This window comes from Burkholderia sp. MSMB1072 (assembly GCF_001524725.1).
Classification (GTDB): domain Bacteria; phylum Pseudomonadota; class Gammaproteobacteria; order Burkholderiales; family Burkholderiaceae; genus Burkholderia.
Genome location: NZ_LOYC01000024.1, coordinates 1 through 17273, shown reverse-complemented (window position 1 = coordinate 17273; position 17273 = coordinate 1). Strand labels below are relative to the sequence as shown.

General features: G+C 68.5%; 10 protein-coding genes. 4 read left to right on the top strand and 6 right to left on the bottom strand.

Features of this window, described 5'->3' with window-relative positions:
• Positions 1–105: 105 nt before the first annotated feature.
• Positions 106–774 (bottom strand): TetR/AcrR family transcriptional regulator, encoded by a 669-nt coding sequence (locus WS89_RS12300; protein ID WP_059791228.1) that lies wholly within the window; start codon positions 772–774, stop codon positions 106–108.
• 120 nt (positions 775–894) lie between these two features.
• Here WS89_RS12300 and WS89_RS12295 point away from each other — a divergent pair, with 120 nt between their 5' ends.
• A complete protein-coding gene (locus WS89_RS12295; RefSeq protein WP_059791226.1) occupies positions 895–2547 on the top strand; it encodes an acyl-CoA dehydrogenase family protein in 1653 nt (550 codons plus the stop codon).
• A gap of 51 nt (positions 2548–2598) precedes the next feature.
• Positions 2599–4107 (top strand): class I adenylate-forming enzyme family protein, encoded by a 1509-nt coding sequence (locus WS89_RS12290; protein ID WP_059791224.1) that lies wholly within the window; start codon positions 2599–2601, stop codon positions 4105–4107.
• Between the two features lie 120 nt (positions 4108–4227).
• On the opposite strand, the gene WS89_RS12285 is transcribed toward WS89_RS12290, so the two are convergent.
• The 4 genes from WS89_RS12285 to hemE form a co-directional block, all read right to left on the bottom strand.
• Positions 4228–5367 carry a branched-chain amino acid ABC transporter substrate-binding protein gene (locus tag WS89_RS12285; RefSeq protein WP_034209639.1) on the bottom strand — a complete coding sequence of 380 codons (1140 nt, stop codon included), beginning with the start codon at positions 5365–5367 and terminating at the stop codon, positions 4228–4230.
• Positions 5368–5451: 84 nt separating this feature from the next.
• Positions 5452–9384 carry a trifunctional transcriptional regulator/proline dehydrogenase/L-glutamate gamma-semialdehyde dehydrogenase gene (putA, locus tag WS89_RS12280; RefSeq protein WP_059503176.1) on the bottom strand — a complete coding sequence of 1311 codons (3933 nt, stop codon included), beginning with the start codon at positions 9382–9384 and terminating at the stop codon, positions 5452–5454.
• A gap of 385 nt (positions 9385–9769) precedes the next feature.
• Complete coding sequence (locus tag WS89_RS12275; protein WP_059791222.1) at positions 9770–12031, bottom strand: primosomal protein N'; 2262 nt, start codon at positions 12029–12031, stop codon at positions 9770–9772.
• A gap of 451 nt (positions 12032–12482) precedes the next feature.
• Positions 12483–13577, bottom strand: a complete 1095-nt coding sequence (gene hemE, locus WS89_RS12270) for a uroporphyrinogen decarboxylase (RefSeq protein WP_306454015.1) — start codon at positions 13575–13577, stop codon at positions 12483–12485.
• 149 nt (positions 13578–13726) lie between these two features.
• Between hemE and WS89_RS12265 the strand changes: the two genes are divergently transcribed.
• Positions 13727–14527, top strand: a complete 801-nt coding sequence (locus WS89_RS12265) for a transporter substrate-binding domain-containing protein (protein WP_059503170.1) — start codon at positions 13727–13729, stop codon at positions 14525–14527.
• Between the two features lie 247 nt (positions 14528–14774).
• A complete protein-coding gene (locus tag WS89_RS33760; RefSeq protein WP_156440547.1) occupies positions 14775–14963 on the top strand; it encodes a hypothetical protein in 189 nt (62 codons plus the stop codon).
• A gap of 309 nt (positions 14964–15272) precedes the next feature.
• Here the strand turns inward: WS89_RS33760 and WS89_RS12260 are convergent, their stop codons facing one another.
• Positions 15273–17000 (bottom strand): AMP-binding protein, encoded by a 1728-nt coding sequence (locus WS89_RS12260; RefSeq protein ID WP_059791219.1) that lies wholly within the window; start codon positions 16998–17000, stop codon positions 15273–15275.
• Between the last annotated feature and the right edge of the window lie 273 nt (positions 17001–17273).

Sequence of the window (17273 nt, the reverse complement as noted above, 5' to 3'; positions counted from 1 at the left end):
GTCATGGCGGCCATGCATTTTTCTCATGGCCTGCGGCGATAAGCCCTCGACGGCAAGGCCCGCCCGGGCACCCGATATGCGGATCGGGCATTTCCCTACGGCACGCTACGCGTGCGCCGCCGCGAGGTACGCGAGCAGCACGGCCCGCAGTTCGCGGCGTTGCGCGGCGAAATCGAGCGCCGGCCCGAGCGTCAGCAACGCCTGCGACAGCCCGCCGTAGCAGATCGTATGGGCCATCCGCGCGAGCCCGTCGAGCCGCACGGCCGGCGGCGGATCGGCCGCGTGGGCGAGCGCGTCGCGCCACAGCGCGACATAGGCGTCGTAATGCCGGCGATAGGCGGTCAGCGGCGACACCTGCCGCTCCAGCACGAACAGCGCGCTCCACAGCGCCGCGTCGGCGGCGATCGTATCGACCTGGAGGTCGACCAGCGCGGCGGCGAGCTCGGCCCGCGGTGCGCCGCGCAACCGCTGCACCGTGTCGCGCAGCCGGTCGGCCAGCGCCAGCACGCGGCGGTGGATGCAGAGCGCCGCGAGGCTCTGCTTGTCGCCGAAATACTCGTAAAAGGTGCCGATGCTCACGCCCGCGACGGCCGCGATCTCGCGGATCGTCGCCTTCGCGTAGCCGCGTTCGAGCAAAAGCTGAACGAACGCCTGTTGCAGCGCGTCGGAGCTCGCCTGCGCGCGCGACTGGCGCGGCCGGCGGCGCAACGCGGGCGCGGGTTGCGCCGCCGGCGAGCCGGGCGGCGCCGGAACCTGAACATGTCGCGGCGGCATATTTGCTACTCTGAATTCAGCAGGGAATACGTTTCACCGGAAGCCGGAACCCGCGCCGACGCGCCCTCCGTGCGGCGCGACGCCGGCCGACCGCGAAGCATGAGACCGGAGACCATCGCGATGACCGACTCGACTCACGCCGTCACGAACCAGTTCGACGAACTCGTCGACTATAACCTCTTCGCGACGGATCTCGCGTTGCGCGACGCGCTCGCCCGGGCGGGCGCCGACTGGGCCGTGCCGCAGCTCGACGCGTACGGCGCGTGGCTCGGCAGCGCCGATACCGCGCGGCTCGCCGACGAAGCGAACCGCCACACGCCGGAACTGAACGCGTTCGACCGGCGCGGCCGACGCATCGACCGCGTCGATTTCCACCCTGCCTGGCACGCACTGCTCGGCCGGTATCGTCACGAAGGCTTCGTGTCGCTCGCATTCCGCGACGCGCGCCGCGGCCGCTGGGCCGCGACCGCCGCCGGCTTCTACCTGCACGGCCAGATCGAGGCCGGCACGCTGTGCCCCGCGACGATGACGCAGGCCGCGATCCCCGTGCTGCAGAAGGAGCCGGCGCTGTGGGACCTGCTGCGCGACAAGCTCTACAGCGACGACTACGATCCGCGCGACGTGCCGGTCGCCGACAAGCGCGCGATCTGGTTCGGCATGGGCATGACCGAGAAACAGGGCGGCTCCGACGTGCGCGCGAACACGACGCTCGCCACGCCGGCCGGCGCGGGCGGGCGCGGCGGCGAATACCGGCTGCGCGGCCACAAGTGGTTCTTCTCCGCGCCGATGTGCGACGCGCACCTCGTCGTCGCGCGCACCGAAGCCGGCGGCCCGTCGTGCTTCTACGTGCCGCGCTGGCGGCCGGACGGCACGAAGAACGCGGTCGAGATCCAGCGGCTGAAGAACAAGGTCGGCAACCGCAGCAACTCGAGCAGCGAGATCGAGCTGAACGATGCATGGGGGATCATGCTCGGCGACGAAGGCCGCGGCATTCCGACCATCATCGAGATGGCCACCTATACGCGACTGAACTGCGTGCTCGGCAGCGCGGCGATGCTGCGCCAGGGCGTCGTGCAGGCGATCGCGTACACGCGCCGGCGCCACGCATTCGGCCGCGCGCTCGCCGAGCAGCCGCTGATGCGTACCGTACTCGCCGATCTCGCGCTGGAGAGCGAAGCGGCGCTGTCGCTCGCGATGCGGCTCGCCGACGCGTTCGAGCGCGACGATTCGCCGCGCGAACGCGCATGGAAGCGGATCGTCACGCCCGCCGCGAAATTCTGGGTCTGCAAGCGCGCGGTCGAGCTGACCGGCGAGGTGATGGAAGTGTTCGGCGGCAACGGCTACGTCGACGACGGCCCGATCGCACGCCTCTTCCGCGAGGCGCCCGTCAATTCGATCTGGGAAGGCTCGGGTAACGTGATGTGCCTCGACGTGCTGCGCGCGGTATCGCGCGAGCCCGACGCGGCCGCCGCGCTGTTCGACGAACTGGCCGGCCTCGGCGCGGGCGAACCGCGCATTCGCGCGGCGCTCGACGCGTTGCGCGCGATGCTCGCCGCCCCGGCCGACACGCTCGAAGCGTCAGGCCGCGTGTTCGCGCAACGGCTCGCGATCGTCGCGCAGGCGTGCCTGCTGCGCCGCGATGCGCCGGCGGCCGTCGCCGACGCGTTCGTCGCGACGCGGCTCGCCGCGCCCGACTGGGGCCGCGTTGCGGGCGGCTTCGATCCGCACGCGATCGACGTCGCCGCGCTGCTGCAACGCGCGTACCCGGCCTGACCCCAGCCCGCTCACCCGAATCCGCAGTCGTCCGCCCGCCCCGGAGCCTCGATGAACCTCGTCGCCGCCCTCGACCGCGCCGCCCGCGCAACGCCCGACAAGCCCTTCCTCGTCAACGAATCCGCGACGATCACGTATGCGGTCGCACGCGATCGTTCGCACCGCGCGGCGGCCGTGCTGAGCGCGCTCGGCGTCGCGGCCGGCGATCGCGTCGCCGCGATGTGCTTCAACACGCCGGCCTTCGTCGACCTGATGTTCGGCGCATGGCGCCTCGGCGCGGCATTCGTGCCGATCAACCACAAGCTGCAGGCGCCGGAAGTCGACTACGTGCTCGAACACAGCGGCAGCAAGGCCCTGCTGTTCGACGTGGCGCTCGCGCCGGTGGTCGAGCGCATCGTGCATCCGGCGCGGCGCCTCGTGACCGAGGGCGAACTCGACGGCGTGCCGAACTTCGACACGATGTGCGCGACGATGGACGGCCTCGCAGGCATCGAGCCGGCCGACGACGACATCGCGCAGATCCTCTACACGTCCGGCACGACCGGCCGTCCGAAGGGTTGCGTGCACAGTCATCGCACGGTGACGCTCGCGGCGATGCAGGCGGCGCTCGCGACCGGGATCGGCCGCCACGAGCGCACGCTGATGGCGATGCCGATCTGGCATTCGTCGCCGCTGAACAACTGGTTCGGCGGCACGCTGTACGCGGGCGGCACCGTCGTGCTGCTGCGCGAATACCATCCGCTGCGCTTCCTGCAGACCGTCGAGCGCGAGCGCGTGACGCTGTATTTCGGCGCGCCGGTGTCGTATACGCTGCCGCTCGACACGATCGACGGCTTCGCGGCATTCGACCTGTCGAGCGTGCGCGCGTGGCTGTACGGCGGCGGCCCGATCGGCGCCGCGCAGGCCGAACGGCTCGCCCACGCGTACCGCAGCCACGCGTTCTTCCACGTGTACGGGATGACGGAAACCGGGCCGGCCGGCACGACGCTGTATCCGGACGAGCAGATCGCGAAGGCCGGCTCGATCGGCCGCCAGGGCGGCCCGGGCGTCGACCTGCGGGTCGTGCGGATGGACGGCGTCGATGCGCGGCCGGGCGAAACCGGCGAGATCTGGCTCAAGGCCGACAGCATGATGCTCGGCTATCTCGACGACGCGGCCGCGACGCGCGCCGCGTTCGCGCCGCACGGCTGGTATCGCACCGGCGACCTCGCACGGATCGATCAGGATGGCTATCTGTTCATCGTCGACCGGCTGAAGGACATGATCGTCACCGGCGGCGAGAACGTCTATTCGAAGGAAGTGGAGGACGTGCTCGGCGCGCACCCGGACATCGCCGAGGCGGCCGTCGTCGGCGTCCCGCATCCGGACTGGGGCGAGACGGTCGTCGCGCACGTCGTGTTGCGGGCGAACGCGGCGCCCGATGCGGATGCGCTGCGCACGTTCTGCGGCGAGCGGCTCGCCGCGTACAAGGTCCCGCGCGAATTCACGTTCGTGCAGGCGCTGCCGCGCACACCGACCGGCAAGCTGCAGAAGTTCCTGTTGCGCGTGCGCGGCGAGTAGCCCCGCTCGCGCCGATAAAAAAAGCCGCATGGTTCGTGACCATGCGGCTTTTCAGATGCCCGAGCGGCCGGGCAGCGACCTTCGCCGCCGCCCATGCTTCGGCACATCGCGACAACCTGCTTACTTCCCGCCGATGCTCTTCAGCGGCTTCCAGTCGCCCTTCTCGACCTTGTACATCGTGATGCCGCCGTTCTTCAGGTCGCCCTTCGCGTCATACGCGACGTGCGTCGACGTGACGCCGGCCATGTCGGTCTTCGCGAGCACCGGCAGGTACTTCGCCGGATCGGTCGAATCGGCCTTCTTCATCGCGTTCAGCATCGCCATCGCGCCGTCGTACGCGTAAGGCGAGTACGTCTGCACGTCTTCGCCGAAGCGCTTCTTGTACTTGTCGGCGTAAGCCTTGCCGCCCGGCATTTCTTCCAGCGGCAGGCCGGCCAGCGACGCGATCGTGCCTTCGGCCGCGGCACCCGCGATCTTCAGGAACGTCGGCGTCTTCACCATTTCGCCGCTCATCAGCGGTGCGGTGATGCCGAGCGCCTTCATCTGCTTGACCATCGGCGCTGCCTGCGAATCCGCGCCGCCGTAGTAGACGAGGTCCGGCTTCGCCGCCTTCAGCTTCGTCAGAATCGCCTTGAAGTCGACTGCCTTGTCGTTCGTGAATTCACGGTCGACGATCGTCGCGCCGCCGGCCTTCGCGGCCTTCTCGAACTGGTCGGCGAGACCCTGGCCGTAGGCCGTGCGGTCGTCGACGATCGCGATCTTCTTCATGCCGAGATCCTTCGACGCGAACGTGCCGGCCACCGAGCCCTGCTGCGTGTCGGACGTCATCATGCGGAAGGTCGTCTTGTAGCCCTGCTGCGTGTATTCCGGCGCCGTCGCCATCGCGATTTCCGGAATGCCCGCGTTCGCGTAGATGCGCGATGCGGGAATCGTCGTGCCCGAGTTGAAGTGGCCGAGCATGCCCTTGATGCCGTCGTCGACCAGCTTCTGGGCGACCGTCGTGCCCGTACGCGGGTCAGCCTGGTCGTCCTGCGTGTCGAGCACGAACTTCACGGCCTTGCCGCCGATCTTCGGGTTCGTCGCGTTGAAGTCTTCCAGCGCGAGCACGATCCCGTTCTGCATATCCTTGCCGTAGTGCGCCTGCGCGCCCGTCATCGGCCCTGCGTAACCGATCTTCACGTCATCCGCATGGGCCGTCCCCGCCAGCGACATGACCGCGACGAACGTCGCGCCTGCCACCTTTTTCATCGTGTGTTGCATAGCATCTCCTTGGTACCAGGGTAAATGGAGCGGCTTCGGGATCGCCTTGCCGCTTCCTTTGTTTGATCCGAACGGCAAGGATGATCAGCCGATCGTCATCAAATTCGCATTGCCGCCCGCCGCGGCCGTGTTCACGCTCACCGAGCGCTCCGTCAGGAGCCGTTCGAGCGCGTAGTCCTCCGCGTCGCCGTTCTCGAACGCGCCCACCGACACGCCCTGCACCGACACGATCGGGCCCGGCCGCTGCGCGACGTCCTTCACGAGCGTCTGCAGCTCGTCGCTGTCGCCTTCGAACAGCACCGCGTCGAACGGCGCGTCGGCCTGCTTGCGCACGGCCGCGTGCGCCTTCAGCGACGCCGGCAGCGCGGCAACCAGCGCCTCGCCCGCCGCGCCGGCGAACAGTGCGCGGTTGCCCGTCGCCAGCACCGCCGCGAACTGCGCACGCGCGCCGCCCGGCGTGGCCGCGACACACAGCACCGTGCCGCGCGGGCCGAGTGTATACGTGTTTCGCTCGCCCGTCGGGCCGGTCAGCACGGCGGTCGCGCCGGCCGGCACCTGCGCGAGATAGCCGTCGCAACGCGCGGCCAGCGCCGGCTCGCGCTGCTCGATCAGCCAGTCGCGCAGCGTCGTGAGCGCCGCCGCCGGGTTGCCGCGCGCATCGCTTTCGGTCGCGCCGTCCGCCATCAGCGACTGCGCGAGCGAACGCGGCAGGCCCGACGGACGCGTCGCGAGCAGGCGCTGCAGGTACAGCGCGCCGCCGGCCTTCGGGCCCGTGCCCGACAGCCCCTCACCGCCGAACGGCTGCACGCCGACCACCGCGCCGATCACGTTGCGGTTCACGTAGATGTTGCCCACGTGCGCATTCGAGATCACGTGCGCGATCGTCTCGTCGATCCGCGTGTGGATACCGAGCGTGAGCCCGTAGCCGGTCGCGCGGATCTGCTCGAGCAGCTTGTCGAGCTGGTTGCGGCGGTAGCGCACCACGTGCAGCACGGGGCCGAACACTTCGCGCTTCAACTCGTCGATGCTGCCGATCTCGATCAGCGTCGGCGGCACGAACGTGCCGTGCGCGCAGGCATCGGGCATCGGCAGTTGCGTGACCGCGTGGCCCTTGTCCTTCATCGCCGCGACGTGCGCGTCGATCGTCTGCTTCGCTTCGGCGTCGATCACCGGGCCGACGTCGGTCGACAGCCGGTCGGGGTTGCCGAGCGCCAGCTCGTGCATCGCGCCCTTGAGCATCGTCAGCGTGCGGTCCGCGACGTCGTCCTGCAGACACAGAACGCGCAGCGCCGAACACCGTTGACCGGCCGAGTCGAACGACGACTGCATCACGTCCGCGACGACCTGCTCCGCGAGCGCCGACGAGTCGACGATCATCGCGTTCTGGCCGCCCGTTTCGGCGATCAGCGGGATCGGCTTGCCGTCCGGATCGAGGCGCGCGGCGAGCGTCTTGTTGATCAGGCGCGCGACTTCGGTCGATCCCGTGAACATCACCGCACGCGTGCGCGGATCGGCGACCAGCGCCGCGCCGACGGTTTCGCCCGTGCCCGGCAGCAACTGCACCGCACCGGCCGGCACCCCGGCCTCGCGCAGCAGTCGCACGGCTTGCGCGGCGATCAGCGGCGTCTGTTCGGCCGGCTTCGCGAGCACCGTGTTGCCGGCGGCGAGCGCCGCGGCTACCTGGCCCATGAAGATCGCGAGCGGGAAGTTCCACGGGCTGATGCAGACCACGGGGCCGAGCGGACGGTGCGTGTCGTTCGAGAATTCGCCGCGGATCTGCGCCGCGTAGTAGCGCAGGAAGTCGACCGCCTCGCGGATCTCGGCGATCGCGTTCGGCAGCGACTTGCCGGCTTCGCGCACGATCAGGCCCATCAGCGTGTGCATCTGCGCTTCGAGCAGATCGGCCGCGCGCACCAGGCAATCGGCACGCGCGTCGACCGGCGTCGCCTGCCAGATCGGCGCGGCGGCCACCGCGTGCGCGAGCGCCGCGCTCACGTGTTCGGCCGTCGCTTCGCTGACCGTGCCGACCACGTCGCGCAGGTCGGCCGGGTTGCGCACGTCGCGCGCCGGTGCGTCGGCGAGCGCGTCGTCGGCGAGCATCGGCGCCGCGCGCCACGGATGGTGCGCGCTCGCGAGCAGCGCGGACGACAGCGACGCGAGACGGTGTTCGTTCGACAGGTCGAGGCCCATCGAGTTGGGACGCTCGTCGCCATACAGGTTGCGCGGCAGCGGGATCTTCGCGTGCGGCGCGCCGAGCGGCACGACCTTCGATGCCTCGTCGACCGGATCGGCGACCAGCTCCTTCACCGATACCGTCTTGTCGGCGATGCGGTTCACGAACGACGTGTTCGCGCCGTTTTCCAGCAGACGGCGCACCAGATACGCGAGCAGCGTCTCGTGCGTGCCGACCGGTGCGTACACCCGGCACGGACGGTTCAGCTTGTCGCGGCCCGTGACTTCCTCGTACAGCGGCTCGCCCATCCCGTGCAGGCACTGGAATTCGTACTGGCCCGGGTAGTAGTTCTGGCCGGCCAGGTGATAGATCGCGGCCAGCGTGTACGCGTTGTGCGTCGCGAACTGCGGATATACGGCGTCCGGCGCGGCGAGCAGCTTCTTCGCGCACGCGAGGTACGACACGTCGGTGTAGATCTTGCGCGTGTAGACCGGATAGCCTTCGAGGCCGTCCACCTGCGCCCGCTTGATTTCGGTATCCCAGTACGCGCCCTTCACGAGGCGGATCATCAGGCGGTGACGGCTGCGGCGCGCGAGGTCGATCAGGTAGTCGATCACGAACGGGCAGCGCTTCTGGTAGCCCTGCACGACGAAGCCGATGCCGTTCCAGCCAGCGAGCTCCGGATCGAAGCAGAGCGCCTCGAGCAGGTCGAGCGACAGTTCGAGGCGGTCGGCCTCTTCCGCGTCGATGTTCAGGCCGATGTCGTAGCGGCGCGCGAGCAGCGCGAGCGCGCGCACACGCGGCAGCAGCTCGCTCATCGTGCGGTCCTGCTGCGAGCGCGAGTAGCGCGCGTGCAGCGCCGACAGCTTGATCGAGATGCCCGGGCCTTCGTAGATGCCGCGGCCGCCGGCCGCCTTGCCGATCGCATGGATCGCCTGTTCGTACGACGCGTAGTAGCGCTGCGCATCCTCTTCGGTCGTCGCCGCTTCGCCGAGCATGTCGTAGGAATAGCGGAAGCCGCGCGCTTCGTACTTGCGGCTGTTCGCGAGCGCCTCGGAAATCGTTTCGCCGGTGACGAACTGCTCGCCCATCAGACGCATCGCCATGTCGACGCCCTTGCGGATCAGCGGCTCGCCGCCGCGACCGATCAGGCGCGTGAGCGCCGACGACAGGCCCGCTTCGCTGTTGGTCGTCACGAGCTTGCCGGTGATCATCAGCCCCCAGGTCGCCGCGTTCACGAACAGCGACGGCGCGTGGCCGACGTGCGAACGCCAGTCGCCCTTGCTGATCTTGTCGCGGATCAGCGCGTCGCGCGTCGCGCGATCGGGAATGCGCAGCAGCGCTTCGGCGAGGCACATCAGCGCGACGCCTTCCTGGCTCGACAGCGAGAACTCGTGGATCAGCCCTTCGACGCCGCCGCCCGAGCTCTTCTCGCGCAGCGCCTCGACCAGCTTCGTCGCGAGCGCCTGCACGTCCGCCTGCAGGTTCGCGGGCAGACGCGCCTGGCCGAGCAGGAACGGCACGCATTCCGGTTCCGGACGGCGGTACGCGGCCGTGATCGCCGCGCGCAGCACCGATTGCGGCTGCACGTTCTGCGCGAACTCGAGGAACGGATGCGGCGAGTTGTCGTCGTCGCCGTCCGCGGCCTGCCCGTCGGCGAGCTCCGTCACCCCGCTGTGGCCCGACAGCTCGGGCGGCAACTGGCCGTGCTCGATCCGCTCGAGATACGCGAAGATCGCCTGCTTGATCAGCCAGTGGGGAGTGCGCTCGAGACGCGCGGCGGCGTCCTTGAGGCGCGAGCGGAGAAGATCGTCGACTTTGACGCCGAGAGTCGTGCTTGCCATGGTGGGTTCGTGCGCCGGTGCGAGCCCGGCTGTGTGGTGTAAGAGGATGCGCGAAATCCTACGGCACGCAATAAAAAGGTGCAACCAAATTGAGAGATAGGTTGCACCCATAAGTTAGTCAATATAATCAGACACTTATGCAGTTGCAACCTAGGGGTTGCCCGTGGTCTCGGGATCGGTGTTTTCCCTGATCGGGCAAATTCGACGGGCGTGTGCAACCGTCGGCCTGCGCGAGAGCGGCCGAAAATGGGTTGCACTGGGGTGACAGGGTGCGGTGCCGGCCCGGCGTCGAGCCAAGCGACGGGAGACGACGATTCGGGGCCGCCCGGCGGCCCGGGTTACCGGCATTCGGCCGCGGCCCGCGCGACGGCCGCGTGGATGCCGTTCAGATATCGAGCGGATCGACCTCGACGCTCCACCGCAGCACGCCCTTCAGCGCGCGCAGCGTCGGCTGCCACGCGCGCAGCGCATGCTGCAGCGCCGCCCGCGACGCGCTTTCGAGCAGCAACTGCGCGCGGTGGACGTTCGCAACCTTCACGATCGTCATCGGCACCGCGTCGTACACGGTCACGCGATCGGCGCCCGGCAGCCCCGGCAACGCGGCCGCGGCCTGCAGCAGGAACGCGAGCGCCGCGTCGAGCGTGCGCCCTTCGGCGCGCAGCAGTGCCTGGTAGACGAACGGCGGCAAGTGCGCGTCCCGACGCTCGCCGAGCGTCGAATTCGCGAAGCCCACGTAGTCCTGCCGCCCGAGCGCGTGGTACAGCGCGTGACGCGGATAGCGCGTCTGCACCAACACCTCGCCCGGCAGCCCGGCGCGCCCCGCGCGGCCGCTCACCTGCATCAGCTGCGCGAACAGCCGCTCGCTCGCGCGGAAGTCGTGCGAGAACAGCGCGGTATCGGCATTGAGCACGCCGACGAGCGATACGCGCTGGAAATCGTGCCCCTTCGCGATCATCTGCGTGCCGACCAGGATATCGACCTCGCCCGCGTGCACGTCGGAAAAAAGCGCCTGCGCGCTGCCCTTGCGGCGCGTGCTGTCCGCGTCGATCCGCAGAATCCGCGCGCCCGGCACGGCCTCGGCGAGCGTCTCCTCGATGCGCTGCGTGCCGCGCCCGAGGGGCGCGATGTCGACGTTCCCGCACTCCGGGCACGACCGCGGAATCCGCGCTTCCCAGCCGCAGTGATGGCAGCGCAGCGCGTGCTCGGGCTTGTGCAGCACGACGTACGCGCTGCAGCGCGGGCAGCCGGCCACCCATCCGCATGCGTCGCACGCGAGCTGCGGCGCGTACCCGCGCCGGTTCAGGAACACGAGGCTCTGTTCGCCGCGTTCGAGCCGCGCCTTCAGCGCCGCGACGAGCGGCCCCGACAGGCCCCCCATCGACGCGCGCCCGCGCCGCCGCTCTTCTTCGAGATCGATCAGCCGCACGGTCGGCAGCGTCGCGTCGGCCACCGCGCGGCGCGACAGCGTGAGCCGCGTGTAGCGCCCCTGCTCGGCCTGCCACCAGCTTTCGAGCGACGGCGTGGCCGAGCCGAGCACGACCGTGATGCCGAGCTGTTTCGCGCGCCACACGGCCAGATCGCGCGCCGAATAGCGCAGCCCTTCCTGCTGCTTGTACGCGGGCTCGTGCTCCTCGTCGACGACGATCAGCGCGAGCGTCGGCATCGACGCGAGCACCGCGAGGCGCGTGCCGAGCACGATCCGCGCGCGGCCCGTGTGGGCGGCGAGCCAGTTGCGCGCCCGCTCACCTTCGGCGAGCCCGCTGTGCAGCGTGACGATCGCGTCGTCGGCGAGCGCGCCCGCGAAGCGTGCGCGAAACGCGGCCTCGAACTGCGGCGTCAGGTTGATTTCTGGCACGAGCACGAGCGCCTGTGCGTCCGGCCGCGCGTCAAGCAGCGACGCGAGCGCATGCAGATAGACCTCGGTCTTGCCGCTGCCCGTCACGCCGTGCAGCAGGAACGGCGCGAAGCCCTGCGCGGCGCGTAGCGCGTCGAGCGCCTCGGCCTGCTGGTCCGTCAACGCCGGCGGCACAGTCCGTCCACCGCTTGTCGACAGGTTATCCACAGGTTTGGCCACAGGCGCATCGGCCCAGCCGATCTCGTCGACGTCCACCCAGCCGCGCGCCGCCCAGTCGTCGAGCGTCGCGGCCGCCTTCGGATGCAGCGTGCGCGCGTCGGGCAGTGCCAGCGAGCCGGTATCGACCAACGCCTGCGCGAGCCGGCGCAGCGCGGCGCCGCGCGCGGGCAATGCATCGGGCAGCGCCGCGCGGCCGGCTTCGGTCGGCCGGTAGCGCACTTCCGGCGCGAGCAGCCGGCCCCAGCGCCCCGCGTCGCGCAGCGCCTGCGGCAGCGCCGGCAACGCGACTTCGCCGCGCCCGCGCTGATAGTAGTCGGCCGCGAACGACACGAGCGCGAGCCAGTCCGCCGACAGCGGCGGCAGGTCGGCGCAGACCGCCTCGACCGCGCGCAGCCGCGACGGCGGCACATCGGTGTGAGTGGCGACTTCGCAGACGAGCCCGACGGCCTGCCGCTTGCCGAACGGCACCTGCACGAGCGTGCCGGGCGCGGGCGCCGGCTGCGCGTCGCAGCGGTAGTCGAACAGGGTCGCGAGCGGATGGTCGAGCGCCACGCGCAGGTAGACGCCGCTCATCGACACGCTCCGGCAGCGGTGACACGTAGCGGACGGACGGCTTGCACCCGCGCCCGCATCGCGGTGGCGAACTTAAAGTAAAACTTCAGATTCGGCGCTAAGTTTTGGATTCGCATTAGGAATCGCCGTATACCCTGCCCAGCCTGTGGATAACTTTGTTGAGAACTCGCCGCTCAACGGCCGCAACGCGCGCGGGGCCGTGCTTTCCGCTGTTTTTCACCGTTTGTCGCTGGCCCCCGCGAAGCCTTATTCCATAAGGCTGCTATTCAAATCACCGAACAATAGCGAGACAAATCGACCGATACGGGGCTCTACCGCGGTGCAACGTGGAAAATGTGTATAAGTCAAGTCTTGACAAGCACCGAATCGGCAACGGGAGCGGGGTTGCGTCCTGTTTAGTTTCAACGACGAAACGCCGTCATTGCGCGGCGCAGCATGACGGCGCTTGCATTCAGCCCGCCGCTCCGCTACGGATCGCGCGGCTGTGGGTATGCACTTCGTCGACGAGTTCGGCGACGTGATCGGGCGACGTGAATTGCGAAATACCGTGCCCGAGGTTGAACACGTGGCCCGGATGGTTGCCGTAGCTGTCGAGCACCGCGCGCGCCTGTTCGCGCACCACGGCCGGCGGTGCAAACAGGATCGTCGGGTCGAGGTTGCCCTGCAGCGCCACGCGCCCCGCGACGCGCTCGCGCGCGGCACCGAGGTTGACCGTCCAGTCGAGCCCGACCGCGTCGACGCCGGTCGCCGCGATCTCCTCGAGCCACAGCCCGCCGCCCTTCGTGAACGTGATCACCGGCACGCGCTCGCCGTCGTGTTCGCGCTTGAGTTGCGACACCACGCGGCGGATGTAATCGAGCGAGAAGCGCTGGTACGCGCCGTCGGCCAACGCGCCGCCCCACGTATCGAAGATCATCACGGCCTGCGCGCCCGCATCGATCTGCGCGTTCAGGTACGCGGCCACCGCCTGTGCGTTCACGTCGAGGATCCGGTGCATCAGGTCGGGGCGCGAATACGCCATCGACTTCACCGTGCGGAAATCGTCCGAGCCGCCGCCTTCGACCATGTAGCACGCGAGCGTCCACGGGCTGCCCGAGAAGCCGATCAGCGGCACGCGCTGACGGCCCTGGCCGTCGGTGAGCGCGCGACGGATCTCGCGCACGGCGCCCGTCACGTAGCCGAGCGTCTCCTCGATGTCCGGCACCGCGAGCTTCGCGACGTCGGCCTCGGTGCGCACCGGATGCGCGAACTTCGGCCCTTCGCCGACCTGGAAGTCGAGGCCGAGCCCCATCGCGTCAGGAATCGTCAGGATATCCGAGAACAGGATCGCGGCGTCGAGCGGGAAGCGCTCGAGCGGCTGCAGCGTCACTTCGGTCGCGTAGTCGGGATGCTTCGCGAGGCCGAGGAAGCTGCCGGCGCGCGCGCGCGTCGCGTTGTATTCGGGCAGGTAGCGGCCGGCCTGGCGCATCAGCCAGATCGGCGTGTAGTCGGTCGGCTCGCGCAGAAGCGCACGCAGGAAGGTGTCGTTGAGCAGGTTATGGGCCACGGTAGGAGCGACGATGCGAAGGCAAAGCGGCATTTTACCGGACAGCCGCGATCGGACTGCGCATGCCGACGCGATGGCGGCCATATGACGCGCGCGATGGCTCCGCTATGATCGGACGCTGATATCGAACCGAACCAAGGAGGAGACCGATGAAGACATTCGCCACGCTCGCAGCGGCCGCATTGCTGTGCTGCACCGCCGCGCACGCGCAGACCGCGGCCGGCACCGCCACGACTGCACCGGCCGCCGGCACGCGGCTCGACGACGTGCTCGCGCGCGGCGCGCTGCGCGTGTGCACGACGGGCGACTACAAGCCGTATTCGTACTACCGCGCGGACGGCCGCTTCGAGGGCATCGACATCGACATGGCGGAATCGCTCGCGAAATCGCTCGGCGTGAAGACCGACTACGTGAAGACGAGCTGGTCGAACCTCACCAACGACTTCGTCGCGAAGTGCGACATCGCGGTGGGCGGCGTGTCGACGACGCTCGAGCGCCAGAAGCGCGTGTTCTTCACGCAGCCGTACGTGGTCGACGGCAAGACGCCGATCGTGCGCTGCGCGGATGCCGACAAGTACCAGACCGTCGCGCAGATCGACCGGCCCGAGACGCGCGTGATCGTGAATCCGGGTGGCACCAACGAGCGCTTCGCGAAGCAGTTCTTCACGCATGCGAACCTCGCCGTGTATCCGGACAACGTGACGATCTTCAAGCAGATCCTCGCGGGCAAGGCCGACGTGATGGTGACGGATGCATCCGAGACGCTGTTGCAGCAAAAACTGAATCCGGGCCTTTGCTCGGTGCATCCGGACAAGCCGTTCCAGTTCGGCGAGAAGGCGTACATGGTGCCGCGCGGCGACGTCGTGTTCCAGCAGTACGTCGACCAGTGGCTGCATCTTGCGCTGTCCACCGGCGAATATCAGGCGATTTCGGACAAGTGGCTGAAGTAGGCGCGCCCGCGCCACGGCGGCCGGTCACGGGCATCGATCCCGCGGCCGCCGGGCGCCGACCTCTCGCCAGGAGCGGCGCCGGCGTGCCGCCGTTACATCTTCCCTTCGCGCCGCGGCGCTCGCCGTCGGCGCAGCATTCGCGGGATTGGCCGAACGGCCGACTTTCGCGCATTCCGATCACGTTTCAAAATCTTTCTGACGAATGAATCGTCATGCGCGGTATCGATCGCGCCATGCACTTTCTCGCGTGAAAATCGGCAATTCGTCGCGCCCGATACGCGTGAAAAACGCATCGCGCGCATACCTTGAAAACGCGATGGAAAATATGGGTAAAAATGACCTTTTTCAGGACCCCGAAAACAGCAAAAAATCCCGGAAAGCCTTATCCGGCGGGCGTTACAACCTGAAACACTTTGTTACCGCGACGGGTCATTAATTCGCCCACAATGGCCTCAACGGTTTCAACACGGATGCGGTCTCGTGTGCCAAGTGTGAGCGGACGCGAAGCGCTGCGAGCCAGTCGGTCACGTACCGAAGCCCTTCCGAGGGGCATCCCTGTTGGAGTCGTTTCCGGCCCCCCGCCGGATCCGGTTTCATCTTTGGTCTCCTCGCGCTAACCCCGTAGCGTGTGGTTTTTAGCGGGCTAATAAGCCCGCTTTTTTTCGTCCATCGAAAACGTAGCGACCTGCACAGGACGGCCCGCAGGCCGCCATGTTTTCTCCGCATTTTCCCGTATCGTCTTGCTTCACGCGGTCTTCTGCACGTCGAGCTTCAGCTCCTCGATCATCCGCTCGCGCATCACGAACTTCTGCACCTTGCCCGTCACCGTCATCGGCAGTTCGTCGACGAAGCGGATATAGCGCGGAATCTTGTAGTGCGCGATCTGCCCGTTGCAGAACGCGCGCACGTCGTCCTCGGTCATCTGCTCGCCCGCGCGCAGCACGATCCACGCGCACAGCTCCTCGCCGTACTTCGGATCGGGCACGCCGAACACCTGCGCGCTCTGGATCTTCGGATGCCGGAACAGGAATTCCTCGATCTCGCGCGGATAGACGTTCTCGCCGCCGCGAATCACCATGTCCTTCAGGCGGCCGACGATGTTGCAGTAGCCGTCCTCGTCGAGCGTCGCGAGGTCGCCCGTATGCATCCAGCCGTCGACCAGCACCTCGCGCGTCTTCGCATCGTCGTCCCAGTAGCCGAGCATCACCGAATAACCTTTCGTGCACAGCTCGCCCGTCGCGCCGACCGGCACGATGTCGCCAGCCGGATCGACGATCTTCACTTCGAGATGCGGCTGGATGCGGCCGACCGTCGTCGTGCGCTTTTCCAGCGGATCGTCGGTCGAGCTCTGGAACGACACGGGGCTCGTCTCCGTCATCCCGTACGCGATCGTGATTTCGGAAAGATGCATCTGCGACACGACACGCTTCATCGTCTCGATCGGGCACGGCGAGCCGGCCATGATCCCGGTACGCAGCGTCGACAGGTCGAATTTCGCGAACTCCGGATGATCGAGCTCCGCGATGAACATCGTCGGCACGCCGTGCAGTGCGGTGCACCGTTCCTCGGCCACCGCCGCGAGCGTCGCGACCGGGTCGAACGCTTCGCCGGGGAACACCATCGCGGCGCCCTTCGACACGCACGCGAGCACGGCCAGCACCATCCCGAAGCAGTGATAGAGCGGCACCGGGATGCAGAGCGAATCCTGTTCGGTGAAACGCATCGCCATCGCGATCGAGCGCGCGTTGTTGACGACGTTGCGGTGCGTGAGCGTCGCGCCCTTCGGGCTGCCGGTCGTGCCGCTCGTGAACTGGATATTGATCGGATCGTTGGCCGCGAGCGTCGCGCCGATCGCATCGAGCAGCGCCGGATCGACGGCCTGGCGGCCGCGCGCCATCACGTCCGCGAAGCGGAACATGCCGGCGGGCGCCACCTCGCCCATCGACACGATCGTGCGCAGGCTCGGCACGCGCGCCGCGTGCAGGTCGCCCGGTGTCGCGGTCGCGAGCTCCGGCGCGATCGTCTGCAGCATCTCGACGTACGCGGACGTCTTGAAGCGCTCGGCCGAGATCACGGCCTTGCAGCCGACCTTGTTCAGCGCGTATTCGAGTTCCGACAGCCGGTAGGCCGGATTGATGTTGACGAGCACGGCGCCGATCCGCGCGGTCGCGAACTGCGTGAGCAGCCATTCGCTGCGGTTCGGCGACCAGATGCCGACGCAGTCGCCCTTCACGATCCCGAGCGCCGCGAGCCCGGCGGCCAGCACGTCGACTTCGTCCGCGAACTCGCGCCAGGTCCAGCGCACCTGCTGCTCGCGGAACACGACGGCCGGACGGTCGGGAAAGCGCCCCGCCGTGTCGAGCAGGAACCGGCTGATCGTCGCTTCGGATAGCGGCACGTCGGTTGCGCCGCGCACGTAGGACAGTCCGTTTTCGGGCGCGATCAGCGCCCCCTTGCCAAGGTCTGCTGCCATCGATGTCTCCGTCCGTTTTTGTCCGATCGGCCCGCGCGCGCACCGCGCCCGCCGCCGCAACAATCGCGACGGCCGGCCTCACCGCGGATGATGCCGCGCTCCGCTGACGATACTCTGACATCGAATCGCGGCGGACGGGTGAAATAGCACGACCGGACGATACGATCCGGCCCGCAAAAAACGGACGAAAACGGCGGATCGGGATAGGGGCGGTCAGAGAGTCTGACCGATCCCCTCCCACACCACCCGGCATGCGGGTCCGCACCGGGCGGT

Bases quoted from the DNA above. Each gene is read 5' to 3' on its own strand.
- WS89_RS12300 (WP_059791228.1), bottom strand. From the start codon at position 774: ATGCCGCCGCGACATGTTCAGGTTCCGGCGCCGCCCGGCTCGCCGGCG.
- WS89_RS12295 (WP_059791226.1), top strand. From the start codon at position 895: ATGACCGACTCGACTCACGCCGTCACGAACCAGTTCGACGAACTCGTC.
- WS89_RS12290 (WP_059791224.1), top strand. From the start codon at position 2,599: ATGAACCTCGTCGCCGCCCTCGACCGCGCCGCCCGCGCAACGCCCGAC.
- WS89_RS12285 (WP_034209639.1), bottom strand. From the start codon at position 5,367: ATGCAACACACGATGAAAAAGGTGGCAGGCGCGACGTTCGTCGCGGTC.
- putA (WP_059503176.1), bottom strand. From the start codon at position 9,384: ATGGCAAGCACGACTCTCGGCGTCAAAGTCGACGATCTTCTCCGCTCG.
- WS89_RS12275 (WP_059791222.1), bottom strand. From the start codon at position 12,031: ATGAGCGGCGTCTACCTGCGCGTGGCGCTCGACCATCCGCTCGCGACC.
- WS89_RS12265 (WP_059503170.1), top strand. From the start codon at position 13,727: ATGAAGACATTCGCCACGCTCGCAGCGGCCGCATTGCTGTGCTGCACC.
- WS89_RS12260 (WP_059791219.1), bottom strand. From the start codon at position 17,000: ATGGCAGCAGACCTTGGCAAGGGGGCGCTGATCGCGCCCGAAAACGGA.